Below are 13,135 nucleotides of genomic sequence, written 5' to 3'. Positions count from 1 at the left end.
TCTATTGTCATAAATCATTCCTTAATTAAAGCTCTGATGGATCTTCTCCTAAAGTACTTAAAGTAGGTTTTTTGCTCACAAGTTGTCTGATTTTAATACTAAAGGCAGCAAAAATTAAGGTCATTATAGGAGATAGCCAGCTGAAAATAGCATAAAAAGCATAATCTGCAACACTTACACTTAAAGTACTGCTATGATAAGCACCACAGGTATTCCATGGAATTAGAACTGATGTCACTGTTCCGGAATCTTCTAATGTACGAGACAAGTTTTCAGGAGCCAGTCCTTTTTCTCTATATGCTTTTTCATACATCTTACCTGGTACTACCAGCGCTAAATATTGGTCACTAGCGGTTACATTAATCGCAAGACAACTGGCAACGGTACTAAAAAACAATCCAAAGGTACTACTGAATAAATCTAGTAAACTGCGAGAAATACGGCTCAAAGCGCCTATAGCATCCATAACTCCTCCAAAAACCATTGCGCAAATAATCAACCAAATAGTTCCTAACATAGATTCCATTCCTTTTCCTTCAAAAAGACCAGAAAGCTCCTCAACTATTTGAGGATTATCAGAGATAGGATTAACAGATGTCTTCACTGTAATTGAATTCATGATTCCTTTGTAAGCAGCTTCAAATGTCCATTCCTTTAATCCAGATACGGTAAGAACAATATCTGGTTGAAAAATCAATGCAAAAACAGCCGCCAATAATGTTCCTATAAGTAAAGCAATCAAAGGAGAAATTTTCTTTATAATCATAGCGATCACAGCAACTGGCACTAGAAACAACCATGGTGTGGTATTAAAAGTAGCGTCTATCGCATTTTGATATTGAGAAACATCAGCAGCGCCGCTGGTATCATTTGTAAAACCTAGTATGACAAAAACTATTAATGTAACAACAATTGTTGGTACCGTAGTAAGTGTCATGTATTTAATGTGAGTAAATAGATCTGTTCCAGCCATGGCAGGAGCAAGGTTAGTCGTGTCACTTAACGGGCTCAATTTATCGCCGAAGTAAGCACCGCTCAATACCGCTCCAGCGGTCATTCCTGGACTTATTCCTAGCGCGCCAGCAATACCTATTAAAGCAATACCTACAGTCGCACTAGTCGTCCAGCTGCTTCCCGTAGCTACAGAAATTACTGCACAAATGATAACGCATGCTGCAAGAAAAATAGTTGGATTTAATATATCTAGTCCATAATATATCATTGTCGGTATTATGCCGCTCACCAGCCACGTACCAGCTAGCGCACCTACCATGAGTAGGATCAATATAGCTCCAGTGGTAGATTTTAGGTTTTGCGCAACCTCTTCTACCATAGTTTTATAAGACACTTTATTTTTAAAGCCTACAATAGCGGCAATCGCACCACCTAGAATAAGGATAAATTGGTTTGTTCCTCCTAACGCACTGTCTCCGTAAATAAAAACGTTGTACGCCAGCATCCCAATTAGAGCAATAACAGGAACAAGTGCTTCCCAAATACTCAGTTCTCTGTTTTCAATTATTTTTTCGTCTTCGTTGTTGATATTTTGACTTTCCATAGGTTTTCGTTGATGGACTGTAATGTTACGATATTGTTAATGGAGTTGCAAACTAGATTTGATGGAATGGTGGTAATGGGTGATGATGATCTCGCTTTCGCGAAAGCGAAATTACAACTCAAATCTTGCAAGCGATTAGCTATCAATTGTCTGAAATGTTATTCGGTTTTATATTTTTTGAGAAGTTTTTTTTCATAACCTAGCTTTCGCGAAAGCGTAACTAACAAAGAAAGCAAGGGTTTTATCCATCTAAATAGAAAATGATCTACTTGAGTATCGCCCCAATGTAATAAAAGAGTGGCGTGAAAAGGATTGTATGGGATTTGATTCTTGCCGAATGTTTTTCCATCATTTACTAGACCAAAAAGTACCGCCATAAAATTTTCAAATCCAGGTTGTCCAGGCTCTAATTTTGCTTGAAAAACGATGGGATACTCATTAGGATTATAAAATCGATGCACATCTAGTAGCGGTACTTTAAAATGTTCTCCAGGAGCTAACATAATTTCTTCTCCTAAATAATGAACTCCTAGAACACCTTCCTGCGGATAAAAATCTTCAGTAAATCGCTCGTGAAAGTGTATGGGGTTACCACCACCTGGCTGCAACTCTACTTCAATTAAAGTGTAAGCGCCATGAGTTTCTTTACTTGTCTCAAGTATGGTCGCTTTTTCTTGTGTTATAGGATTGAGATAGACTTGTGGCATGGATCAAAGGTAATTATCAATGCTATGGAAATCCTTAATAAATGGATAATAAATAATGATAAGTGAGTGATAGAAATGGTAGCTCATACTCTTACATTTGTAATCTTAAGTTTAAGATTATGTCAGAAAATATAGAAAGAATTAAGTGTTTGATCATAGGTTCAGGTCCTGCTGGATACACGGCTGCTATTTATGCTGCTCGTGCAGATATGAAACCAGTAGTTTATACAGGTATGGAACCAGGTGGACAACTTACTACTACTACAGAGGTAGATAATTTTCCAGGTTATCCTGATGGAATCGATGGGCCGGCGATGATGGTAGACTTACAGAAACAGGCAGAGCGTTTTGGTACTCAAGTACGCATAGGAATGATTACTGAGGTGAACTTTGCTACAGAAAAAGGTGGAATTCATACCGCAGTAGTGGATGGAAAAACTAAGATCGAAGCCAATACGGTGATTATTTCTACAGGAGCATCAGCAAAATATTTGAATATACCTAGTGAACAACGTTTACGTGGTGGTGGAGTAAGTGCATGTGCAGTTTGTGATGGTTTTTTCTATAAAAATCAAGATGTAGCCATAGTAGGAGCAGGAGATACTGCTGCAGAAGAGGCTTCTTATCTTGCCAAGATTTGTAAAAGTGTAACCATGTTAGTGCGTAAGGACTACATGCGTGCTTCAAAGGCGATGCAACACAGAGTAAATAGTCTTGAGAACATCAAAGTATTATACAACTCTGAGGTTGATGAAGTTTTAGGAGATCAAGTTGTTGAGGGATTACGTATCGTAAACAATCAAACGCAAGAAAAGCATGAAATTGAAATCACAGGAATTTTTATCGCGATAGGACATAAGCCTAACACAGATATTTTTAAAGGTCAACTGGAAATGGGAGAGGACGGTTATTTAAAAACTGTTTCTGGTTCTACAAAAACTAATCTTCCTGGTGTATTTGCATCAGGTGACGTTCAAGATAAAATTTACAGGCAAGCCGTTACAGCTGCCGGAACTGGATGTATGGCCGCTCTAGATGCAGAGCGCTATCTTGCAGACATAGGTGTTGTAGAAGAGGTAAAAGCTGGAGATTATAGCATCAGCTAGTTATAAATTACCTTGTCGTTTCTAAATCAGAATAAAAAAGAGAAGTAATTTTATATTGAGCTGTAATTTTTAGTTCAAAAAGGAAATAAAAAAATCCCCTTTGAAAACGAAGTTTTCAAAGGGGATTTTAAAATTTAGACTTTTTACAATTTACAATCTATTCCTTTTTAAGAACCGACTTTCCTGTAAATTTATTGATTTTGATACTCGGTGAGCCATAAAGAGAAACTTCTGCATCATCTGTAGATTCTAAATAAAAATTGCCTTTTACATTTACTTGAGCATTAGTATTATTTTTTATTTTAAGATCCAGTTTATCAAAAACAAGATTTTTAAATTCAATACTTGAACGATCCTTTAGGTTTATGATACCACTATCTACATCTCCTTCTATACGAGCGTCCACTCTGTCCTTAGCGTTTAATTCTAGATCACTGTATTTTATGAGCGCTTTAATTTCTGCATTATCTTCTAGATTAATGACAGCCGTTTTCCCAGTAAGGTTTAATTCTGCTTTGGTGCTTTTTTCTGCATAGAGATTGAGTCTAGCAACATTGGCAGTCATATAAACTTCTGCATCTTCTTTAATATTAAGTTCTAGATCATCAAAAGTCAAACTTGTAACAGAAGAGAGTTGTGCGTCCTCGGTAACCGTTATTTTATTTAATTCAGGTCCGTAAATTATTCTAAATTTCATTTCCTTCTTTGAACGAATTCTAGCAGTAGTGGTCACCACTAGTTTTCCATCTACTACACTTGCTGCGAGGTATTGGTGTAAGTTGGAGTCTGTAGTAATTTCTATTTGTGGAGCTACTCCAGGAACGATTTCAATTTCATAGTCACCGCTTATTTCTAGATAATCAAAAGAATTAAGTGGGCTAATTTCTGTAGTTACTTCTCGGTTTCCTTTCACCTTGACAAGGTCTTGGGCATTTACAATAGAAGTTGTTATTGCAAAAATGAATAGTACTAATTTTTTCATGTTGTTTATTTAATTTACAAATGTAAAACAAAAACCGCTCCATAGTGAAATAGAGCGGTCAAGTGTTCTACATCTCAATCACAAGGGTAGAACGTCAACTTAAATTAATGCAATTATTTATCTATTGTAATCGTTGTTTTTGATACGCTTCCATTTTGTAAAGTATCTGTTTTAGTTTTGATTACTTGTTCGTCATCTTCTGAGTATTTCCATTGTCCATCTGTAGATGTACTCGAATCTGATCTTTGATCTAATTCTAACGCATCATCCGAATTTAGATTTTCTTCTATCGGGCAATCTAAACATATCGCTTTACCGTTTTGAACTTGAAAAGTTTGGTCTTTGTTGCGACCCAAGTCAACAACATCATCTCCTATCCAGTTGTAATAGTTGTACTGGAACCTCCTATTCAATTTCATCTTCGTTCCTTCTGGTAAATATATCGTTACATTTACTTTTTGTCCGAAGAGTCCAGTTCCTTTAGGTGCAATAATATAATTAGGTGCAGTAAAAGAATTTTCAGTCATTTTGTATTCATAAACTAAAGATTCGGCATTAGTTTTTGCTTTTGTAAATGAATCACCTTTTGCCTTGAAATTAAGCTTTACATAAACGAGACTATCTCTGCTTTGTGCAACAGCTACATGTACCTCTTTAACTCTTATCGCCTTTTCACCATTATAATCAATAACATTAAATCCATTATTATTGACGTAGACCTCGTTGCCTAAATCAGTATTCTTCAACAAATTTAATTCAAACACCTTGTCTTTTTCAATAGCGTACTCTTCCACATTGATCACATTAGCATCAAAGGCTTGGCTAGCAGCAATACGCGCCGCTGATACACTTATAACGATAACAGAAATTACCCATAGAACTACAAGAACAATTTTGGCCGGCATACCTATTGATTTCAAGTTGTTCACTAATAACTTTAAACCTAAGATAGCAAGAATGAACAACGGTATTCCTGCTGCAAAAATTATTGCAGTTATCAATACCCAAGAAGCTTGCTCATGAGGGATCACAAGGTCAAACAAATGAATTAAATTCTGACCATCTACATTAACTACACTAGCAGTAATCATAGATACGATTAAACCTATTAATCCGGTAATAGCGGCAAGAAATACCACTAGTCCTATGATCTTTATGATCGCTTTAAAAAACCCTTTAATTAGTCTTCCTAAAAAGCTGAAGAATCTAATGGATCCTCTTTTTCCTTTCTGACCTACGATATGGTGGCTGGCGTCGGTCTGCCCATCAACCACAGGTTCAAAACCCTGCTTAAAATTCTCTTCTATATTAGAAATATTTACTTCTTTACCCATCATCGTGAGACGCTGGTTAGTGGTTACCGCGTCAGGTACAAGAATCCAAAGCAAAATGTAAACAGGTATTGCCCATCCTACACTAAAAAAGACTAATAGAACCCAAATAACACGTACCCATATAGTATCTATGCCTAAGTAAAAACCTAAACCACTAGAAACACCACCTACGTAGCCGTTTTGTGTATCTCTAAATAGTTGCTTGTTTTTACCAGAAGGTCTATAAGCTCTACGAGAAGTTTGCTCTTCAAAAATTTCTTCATCCACTTCATAATCTTCAGGTTGTCCCATAATACTGATGACTTCCTCTACGTGATTTATAGAAATGACCTGTTGATCATTAGCTCTTTTTTCAAGAAATAGCTCTGCAATGCGCGATTCTATATCGCTCATGATCTCGTCAGCACCACTAGTGCCGGCAAATGATTTACGTACTGCCGCTAGATAACGTTGCAGTCGTTGGTAGGCATCTTCATCTATATGGAAGAACAGCCCAGCTAGGTTTATATTGATGGTCTTGTTCATGATTTCGTTGTTTTTGATTTGGTCACTAGGTTAACTGCATTTTTGAGATCGTCCCAGGTAGTAGTAAGTTCTGTAAGAAATATTTTACCTGTTTCTGTAAGTCCGTAATACTTACGTGGCGGTCCTCCTGTACTTTCTTCCCACCTGTAATTAAGGAGTCCAGCATTTTTTAGTCTGGTAAGTAAAGGGTAAATAGTACCTTCTACTACTAGCATTTTAGCATCTTTTAAAGTGTCAAGAATCTCTGCGACATAGGCATCTTCTTCTTTTAAGATGGATAGAATGCAGTACTCTAGTACTCCTTTACGCATTTGCGCTTTTGTGTTTTCTATCTTCATATTATTTTTCTTTTGAAACCTCTACTTCATCATGATGAGGTATAAAGTTAATCGTTAGTGGATAATCGTAATTTTCTCCATCGTGTGCTTTTATGGCCGCTTTTATAGTACAAACGAGATCTATAACACCTAAAGCAAATATCGCAGTACCGCAAATGACACCGCTAGCAATGATGGTACTAAATATTCCCATATCATTCCAGAAAGGAAAGTCACTTCCATGATCCATCGCTTCCCAAAGACTAGGACCTCCAGATATCATAGAGCCTATGATAACTCCGCCGCCTATAAATGCGAGAACGATCGTGTAAAGAGTCAAACTTATTTGAAAGTTAATCGCTTGCTTTCCATGTCTGTCTATAAATTCAGATTTTTTAGAATTGATCATCCATAAAAGAATGGGCAGCACAAAATTACCCAAGGGAAATAACCATTTACCGAAGGTCAGTAAATGAATACCAGTGGCGATATTATTGTGATTATTTTGGTTTGTTGATTCCATAGCATATTATTTTCTTATGCAAATATATATCTAAAAGATAGTATTATGCAATACAAAGTACTAAATATTTTTAATTTCAAGGTTGGTTTTAATAGTTTCGCTTTCGCGAAAGCGTAATAAATACAAGCCTTTTCACTACTTTTGTATACCTGAAAATATTTTTGAAATAAATTCTAATTTTATGATCACACCTAAAAAAATCAATGCTTTTACCTTTTTTAAGCTACCGAGTTGCTGGTGGACTGGTGTGAGATGTCAAGAAATTGATCCTGAAAACTGTACCGTAACAGTGAAGCATAAATGGTTCAATCAGAATCCCTTTAAGAGTATGTATTTTGCCGTTCAAGCTATGGCGGCTGAGCTTTCTACTGGTGCATTAGTTATGTCTTATATTCAACAAAGTGATGCCAAAGTTTCTATGCTAGTCGCAAACAATAAAGCTACTTTTACTAAAAAAGCTACGGGACTTATTACTTTTAAATGCCATGATGGGCTCGCTATTAAAGAGGCTATCGAGAAAACTATTGCCACTGGAGAAGGACAAACTGTATGGATGACATCGCAAGGTGTCAATGAAGATGGAATTCAAGTAAGTGAGTTCCAGTTTGAATGGACGGTGAGGAGGAAAGGGTAGTTTTAATTTCAGAAATTTGCGCAGCAAATTATCTGGAATCTCTTAGAACCTATCTCCAAGTTTGTCAACCGAACAGAGCCATCCCAGAAAATTTGGCTCGAGATATCTCAAAGTAGTTCATTACCTATTCCAAATTTATCAGGGATCGGCTGATTTTATCTAAAAAAATGTTTCACCCTTATTCCCTAATAATGAAAAACAGCACCATGCTTGGTTGAGTGATAGTCGAAACCTTTTTACCGAGCACAATCTCTATTCTCAGGTAAACCTCTTCGACTATCGATCAGACTAATATTCGAAAATTTTGCTTTTTTCTGTTCCCAATTTCATCAAGGATCTCCTTAATTCTATCTTAGAGATTGTAAAGTTTTCTTACTTCTCTAATCGCTATTAAAACAATTCTTTATTTTCACGCTATGAAAGCAACGATACAGAAATATGTTCTTAATTTTAAGCAGCCAGCAGGTACTTCTCGTGGTGTTTTAAAAACTAAAAACACCTGGTTTTTAATTCTTGATAACGGCGAGAAAAAGGGAATAGGAGAGATCAATATGTTTCAAGGCCTTTCTATGGATGACCGTCCTGATTTTGAAGAGAAACTACAATGGATTTGCGATCATATTTCGCTTTCTCCATCACAAATCATGCAGGAATTAAAAGAATGGCCATCGATATTGTTTGGTTATGAAACGGCACTTCAATCTTTGCAATCTAGCAATCCATTTACTCTATTCCCGTCTTTATTTACAGAAGGTCAGGATTCTATTTCTATAAACGGTCTGGTCTGGATGGGCGATCAAGATTTTATGATGCAACAGCTAGAGGAAAAGCTGAAAGCTGGTTTTAATTGCATCAAAATGAAGATAGGCGCCATAGACTTTGAAGCCGAAATGGGTTTATTGAAATTGATACGTTCCCGCTTTCGCGAAAGTGAGATCACCATAAGAGTAGATGCAAATGGTGCTTTTACTCCAGACAATGCAATACAAAAGCTGGAGGCAATTTCTAAACATCAAGTGCATAGTATTGAGCAACCTATAAAACAAGGTCAATGGCAAGAAATGGCTGCACTTTGTGAGCAAACACCACTTGATATCGCTCTAGATGAAGAGTTAATAGGATTGTATGATAGAGAAAGCAAAATTAAATGTCTAGACACTATCAAGCCGCAATATGTTATTCTAAAGCCAGCCTTAGTAGGTGGTTTTCAAAGTAGTAGAGAATGGATAGATCTTGCTACACAACGCAATAGTGGCTGGTGGATAACAAGTGCTTTGGAATCTAATGTAGGCTTGAATGCCATTGCTCAATTTACCTATACTCTTGGCAGTCAAATGCCACAAGGTCTAGGAACAGGCTCTCTATACACAAATAATATTGATGCGCCACTAGAGATTAAAAAAGGTCATTTATGGTGTAACACATCTACAGGCTGGAACACTAATGATTTAAATTTATAAGTATGTTTATTAAAAGAGGTGCAAACGGTTTTCATGATTCTTGGAAATGGATTATTGGCGCATTTGTTATCTTTATAGGGTGTCAGTTAATAGGAGCTATTCCTTTTATAATAGCAGTTTTCTATAAACTAGTAAGCGAGTCTGGACCTGAATCACTCAATTCTATTACAGAATCTACTTTGATGACCACTTTTTCAAAGAATGTGACATTCTTTCTTTTGATGATTAGTTTTGTAATAGGTACTATTGTTTGGTGGCTCTGGATAAAATATATTCATAAATTATCATGGAATGAAGCTACTACTTCTAGAAAGACCTTTGACTGGAATAGAGCCTTTTTCGCTTTTGCAGTTGTCGGTGTTGTTTCTATAGCGACTACTGTGATAAGTTATTACTTAGATCCAGATGTTTATGTATGGAACTTTAATTCTACTAACTTTTTCACACTAGCGATTATAGCGATCATTTTAGTCCCGATACAAACGACTTGGGAAGAGCTGCTGTTTAGAAGTTATGCGATGCAAGGTCTAGGTATTATTACCGGCAATCGAGCGGTACCTTTTATTGTTACTTCACTCGTTTTTGGATTGATGCATATTTTCAATCCAGAAATTGCAAAAATGGGTTACATAGTTATGATATGGTATATAGGAACAGGTTTCTTGTTAGGAACCATGGCTTTAATGGATGAAGGGACAGAACTAGCGATAGGTTTTCATGCGGCAAATAATTTATTTATTGCGTTACTTGTAACTGCAGACTGGACTGCTTTTCAAACAGACTCTTTGTTAATCGATACATCAGATCCTACGGCGACTTGGCAGACTTTCATACCTATGTTTATATATTATCCGGCTTTAATTCTTTTATTTGCCAAGAAGTACAAATGGAATAACTGGAAACACAAATTATTTGGTGCTATAGAAGTGCCAGCTTTAAAAAACGAGTATTATGATACCAACGGTACATCCCAATTTTAAACTCAATGGCCATTCATTAAATAATGAAGGTGTTGCTATTGTAGCTTATAGTTATATCAAAGAAGGTGAAGAATGGGAAAAACAAGTAGGAGATTTTTTATTAAGTTGGTTAGATAACTATGATGTTGTAACTGTTAGAACAAGCGGTTCTACTGGTGTTCCTAAAGAATACAAACTACTTAAAGAGCACATGATCAATAGTGCTATAATGACAGGTAAGCGTTTTAATATAGACGAAGAAAAAGATGCATTGTGTTGCTTACCACTAAGCTATATTGCAGGGAAAATGATGTTAGTTAGAGCGATGACTTTAGGATGGCACCTTGACTTGGTGGCACCTAGTACAACGCCTTTAAAGAAAGCAGAAAAGCGCTACGACTTTACAGCAATGTCACCATTACAAGTATCTAAATCACTGGATGATATTCATAAAACAAGAAAAGTAATTATAGGCGGTGGAGCAGTTTCAAAAAGTCTTATAGAAAGATTAGATAGAAAGCACACCAAAGCCTACCACACCTATGGAATGACAGAGACTTGTTCTCATATTGCAGTGAGACAATTGTATCCTAGATATGACGAAAACTACACGGTATTAGACGATATAAAAATAGAGAAAGACGAGCAAGGAAAACTTGTTGTTCATGCACCTTTACTTTCTAAAACATCATTAGTTACAAATGACCTAGTAGAGCTAGTAGGAGAGAAGGAATTCAAAGTGTTAGGTAGAGTAGATGATGTGATTAACACAGGTTCTGTAAAAGTTCATCCTGCTCAAATAGAAGAAAAATTATCTCATCGCTTAACTGGAAATTTCTTCATCTCCGGAAAAGCAGATGAAGATTTAGGTCAAAAGGTAGTCTTAATCGTAGAAGGTGACGAGCGAGATGTACAAGATGCATTCAAAAAACTTGAAAAATTTGAAAAGCCTAAGGAAATCTTTTTTGTAAATTCCTTTGATAGGACGCACACAGGAAAGGTTGATAAGCGCACAACGCTAGAAAAACTTTTTTCTGATCATAGATAAATTATAGAATCTTATTAGAAATGAAATGAATAACCCTATTAAAATCAATTGATTAAATAGGGTTATTGTTATTTAAAGCTAATCATTCTATTTGCTATCTAATTTCTTAGCAATCGCATCGGTAGCTCGATCTAGCATTTTGTAAACGTTTTCAAAACCTTGAGAACCGCCATAATAAGGATCTGGTACATCAAGATTTTCACCAGGGAAAACTTCATCTAGAATTTTAATGACTTTATTCCTTTCTTCGTCAGTAGCTGCCATAGAAACTACGTCTCGATAGTTGGACTCGTCCATGACGTACAAAAAGTCAAACTCCTGAAAATCTTCCTTTAAAAGTTTACGGCTTTTTTGCTTAGTAATATCAAGACTGTTTTTCTTAGCAACGGCGATAGATCTTTTATCTGGTGCCTCTCCTTTGTGACCACCGCTTGTTCCTGCGCTGTCTACTGTAAATTTGGTAAAATTAAGCTTAGACCTCATTAAACCTTCAGCAAGAGGCGATCGGCATATATTACCTAAACATATCATTAATATGTTTGTTTTCATAATGCTTAATTCGATAGTTTCTTACGTAGATCTTCAACGTATTTGTTGAATTGTTTATCTGTAGAAGCAAGATTGTCTACTGTTTTACAAGCGTGAAGAACAGTTGCATGATCACGTTTTCCTATTTGAGTTCCTATACTAGCAAGAGAAGCTTTAGTTAACTTTTTAGAAAAATACATAGCAAGTTGTCTAGCCTGCACAATGTGGCGCTTACGTGTTTTAGATTGTAAGGTTTCTACATCCATTGAGAAATAATCACTTACCACTTGCTGTATTTGATCAATTGAAATCTCACGTTTTGTGTTCTTAACGTAGTTCTCAACAATCTTGCGAGCAAGTTCTATAGTAATATCTTTGCGATTAAAAGAAGAATGTGCAATTAGTGAGATGATAGCACCTTCTAGTTCACGTATGTTTGTTTTAATATTATCGGCAAGATAATGCACTACATCATCTTCCATTTCTACACCGTCACGGTATAATTTATTCTTGATTATAGAAACACGCGTTTCATAATCTGGATGATTCAACTCTGCACTAAGTCCCCATTTAAAACGCGAAAGCAATCGTTGTTCAATATCCTGCATATCTACAGGTTTCTTATCACTTGTTAAGATTACTTGTTTCCCATTTTGATGTAGATGGTTAAAAATATGGAAGAAAACATCTTGAGTACTTGCCTTTCCAGCAAAGAATTGAATGTCGTCCACAATCAGTACATCTACAATCTGATAAAAGTGGATGAAATCATTTCTATTATTCTTACGTACAGATTCTATATATTGTTGGGTAAATTTTTCAGCACTGATATAAAGAACTGTCTTATCTGGATAATTTTCTTTAATTCCTACACCTATTGCGTGAGCTAGGTGTGTTTTACCTAATCCTACACCTCCAAAAATAAGTAACGGATTAAAGCTTGTTCCACCAGGCTTGTTTGCTACAGCCATTCCTGCACTACGTGCCAGTCTATTAGAATCTCCTTCTAAAAAAGTTTCAAAGTTATAAGAAGGATTTAATTGAGATTCAATTTTTACATTTCTTATTCCTGGAATTATAAAAGGATTTTTAAGTTCAGGACTTTTACTTCTTACAGGAGCATCAACAGATTGAGAATTTTTTATAGATCGATTACTACTTGGTATTTTTTCAGTAAAAGCTTCCATCCCTTTAGTAGGATTTTCCATTCTTATAGCATAAATCAATTTTGCGCCTTCACCTAGCTCTCTTGTAAGAGCTGCTTTCAATAATTTTATGTAATGTTCTTCCAGCCATTCATAAAAAAAACGACTAGGTACTTGAATACTTAATGCGGTATCAGTTAGCTTTACAGGTTGAATAGGTGCAAACCAGGTTTTGTATGCTTGGAGAGTAATATTATCTTTTATAAAAGCGAGACAATTGTCCCATACCGATTCTGCCGTCAGTGCCAT

Annotated in this window: 13 protein-coding genes; 5 read left to right on the top strand and 8 right to left on the bottom strand. The window is 35.9% G+C overall.

Translation table 11 applies throughout. The features are described from left to right. Positions 1-25 precede the first annotated feature (25 nt). Positions 26-1,558: a Na+/H+ antiporter NhaC gene (nhaC, locus tag DDD_RS00065; RefSeq protein WP_015360639.1), complete on the bottom strand. Its 1,533-nt coding sequence runs from the start codon at positions 1,556-1,558 to the stop codon at positions 26-28. Positions 1,559-1,716: 158 nt separating this feature from the next. Next, positions 1,717-2,265 (bottom strand): cupin domain-containing protein, encoded by a 549-nt coding sequence (locus tag DDD_RS00060; protein ID WP_015360637.1) that lies wholly within the window; start codon positions 2,263-2,265, stop codon positions 1,717-1,719. 119 nt (positions 2,266-2,384) lie between these two features. Between DDD_RS00060 and trxB the strand changes: the two genes are divergently transcribed. Then, on the top strand, positions 2,385-3,371 hold the full coding sequence (trxB, locus tag DDD_RS00055) for a thioredoxin-disulfide reductase (RefSeq protein WP_015360636.1): 987 nt from the start codon (positions 2,385-2,387) through the stop codon (positions 3,369-3,371). Positions 3,372-3,528: 157 nt separating this feature from the next. Here the strand turns inward: trxB and DDD_RS00050 are convergent, their stop codons facing one another. The 4 genes from DDD_RS00050 to DDD_RS00035 all read right to left on the bottom strand — a co-directional run bounded on the left by DDD_RS00050 (position 3,529) and on the right by DDD_RS00035 (position 7,052). Continuing rightward, entirely contained in the window at positions 3,529-4,353 is an 825-nt protein-coding gene (locus DDD_RS00050; protein ID WP_015360635.1) for a GIN domain-containing protein, read from the bottom strand. Positions 4,354-4,466: 113 nt separating this feature from the next. Then, on the bottom strand, positions 4,467-6,212 hold the full coding sequence (locus DDD_RS00045) for a PspC domain-containing protein (RefSeq protein WP_015360634.1): 1,746 nt from the start codon (positions 6,210-6,212) through the stop codon (positions 4,467-4,469). After that, positions 6,209-6,550: a PadR family transcriptional regulator gene (locus DDD_RS00040; RefSeq protein ID WP_015360633.1), complete on the bottom strand. Its 342-nt coding sequence runs from the start codon at positions 6,548-6,550 to the stop codon at positions 6,209-6,211. Before DDD_RS00040 ends, DDD_RS00045 begins: the two co-directional genes overlap by 4 nt. 1 nt (position 6,551) lies before the next feature. Continuing rightward, a complete protein-coding gene (locus DDD_RS00035) occupies positions 6,552-7,052 on the bottom strand; it encodes a DUF4870 domain-containing protein (RefSeq protein WP_015360632.1) in 501 nt (166 codons plus the stop codon). A 181-nt stretch (positions 7,053-7,233) separates the two neighbouring features. Between DDD_RS00035 and DDD_RS00030 the strand changes: the two genes are divergently transcribed. The 4 genes from DDD_RS00030 (at position 7,234) to DDD_RS00015 (ending at position 11,153) form a co-directional block, all read left to right on the top strand. After that, positions 7,234-7,686, top strand: a complete 453-nt coding sequence (locus DDD_RS00030; RefSeq protein ID WP_041566799.1) for a DUF4442 domain-containing protein — start codon at positions 7,234-7,236, stop codon at positions 7,684-7,686. A gap of 416 nt (positions 7,687-8,102) precedes the next feature. Continuing rightward, on the top strand, positions 8,103-9,146 hold the full coding sequence (locus DDD_RS00025) for an o-succinylbenzoate synthase (RefSeq protein WP_015360630.1): 1,044 nt from the start codon (positions 8,103-8,105) through the stop codon (positions 9,144-9,146). A gap of 2 nt (positions 9,147-9,148) precedes the next feature. Next, entirely contained in the window at positions 9,149-10,126 is a 978-nt protein-coding gene (locus DDD_RS00020; RefSeq protein WP_015360629.1) for a CPBP family intramembrane glutamic endopeptidase, read from the top strand. Further along, entirely contained in the window at positions 10,098-11,153 is a 1,056-nt protein-coding gene (locus DDD_RS00015) for an AMP-binding protein (protein ID WP_015360628.1), read from the top strand. The genes DDD_RS00020 and DDD_RS00015 overlap by 29 nt, the downstream gene beginning before the upstream one ends. Positions 11,154-11,240: 87 nt before the next feature. Here DDD_RS00015 and DDD_RS00010 read toward each other — a convergent pair whose 3' ends face one another. Together DDD_RS00010 and dnaA are read right to left on the bottom strand one after the other, a co-directional pair. Next, complete coding sequence (locus tag DDD_RS00010) at positions 11,241-11,702, bottom strand: low molecular weight protein-tyrosine-phosphatase (protein ID WP_041566798.1); 462 nt, start codon at positions 11,700-11,702, stop codon at positions 11,241-11,243. A 5-nt stretch (positions 11,703-11,707) separates the two neighbouring features. Next, positions 11,708-13,135 (bottom strand): chromosomal replication initiator protein DnaA, encoded by a 1,428-nt coding sequence (gene dnaA / locus DDD_RS00005; RefSeq protein WP_015360626.1) that lies wholly within the window; start codon positions 13,133-13,135, stop codon positions 11,708-11,710.

Origin of the sequence: Nonlabens dokdonensis DSW-6 (assembly GCF_000332115.1) — a bacterium.
GTDB classification, from domain to species: Bacteria; Bacteroidota; Bacteroidia; order Flavobacteriales; family Flavobacteriaceae; genus Nonlabens; species Nonlabens dokdonensis.
This window is presented reverse-complemented; position numbering and strand designations above follow the sequence as displayed.

Bases quoted from the DNA above. Each gene is read 5' to 3' on its own strand.
- nhaC (WP_015360639.1), bottom strand. From the start codon at position 1,558: ATGGAAAGTCAAAATATCAACAACGAAGACGAAAAAATAATTGAAAAC.
- DDD_RS00060 (WP_015360637.1), bottom strand. From the start codon at position 2,265: ATGCCACAAGTCTATCTCAATCCTATAACACAAGAAAAAGCGACCATA.
- trxB (WP_015360636.1), top strand. From the start codon at position 2,385: ATGTCAGAAAATATAGAAAGAATTAAGTGTTTGATCATAGGTTCAGGT.
- DDD_RS00050 (WP_015360635.1), bottom strand. From the start codon at position 4,353: ATGAAAAAATTAGTACTATTCATTTTTGCAATAACAACTTCTATTGTA.
- DDD_RS00045 (WP_015360634.1), bottom strand. From the start codon at position 6,212: ATGAACAAGACCATCAATATAAACCTAGCTGGGCTGTTCTTCCATATA.
- DDD_RS00040 (WP_015360633.1), bottom strand. From the start codon at position 6,550: ATGAAGATAGAAAACACAAAAGCGCAAATGCGTAAAGGAGTACTAGAG.
- DDD_RS00035 (WP_015360632.1), bottom strand. From the start codon at position 7,052: ATGGAATCAACAAACCAAAATAATCACAATAATATCGCCACTGGTATT.
- DDD_RS00030 (WP_041566799.1), top strand. From the start codon at position 7,234: ATGATCACACCTAAAAAAATCAATGCTTTTACCTTTTTTAAGCTACCG.
- DDD_RS00025 (WP_015360630.1), top strand. From the start codon at position 8,103: ATGAAAGCAACGATACAGAAATATGTTCTTAATTTTAAGCAGCCAGCA.
- DDD_RS00020 (WP_015360629.1), top strand. From the start codon at position 9,149: ATGTTTATTAAAAGAGGTGCAAACGGTTTTCATGATTCTTGGAAATGG.
- DDD_RS00015 (WP_015360628.1), top strand. From the start codon at position 10,098: ATGATACCAACGGTACATCCCAATTTTAAACTCAATGGCCATTCATTA.
- DDD_RS00010 (WP_041566798.1), bottom strand. From the start codon at position 11,702: ATGAAAACAAACATATTAATGATATGTTTAGGTAATATATGCCGATCG.
- dnaA (WP_015360626.1), bottom strand. From the start codon at position 13,135: ATGGCACTGACGGCAGAATCGGTATGGGACAATTGTCTCGCTTTTATA.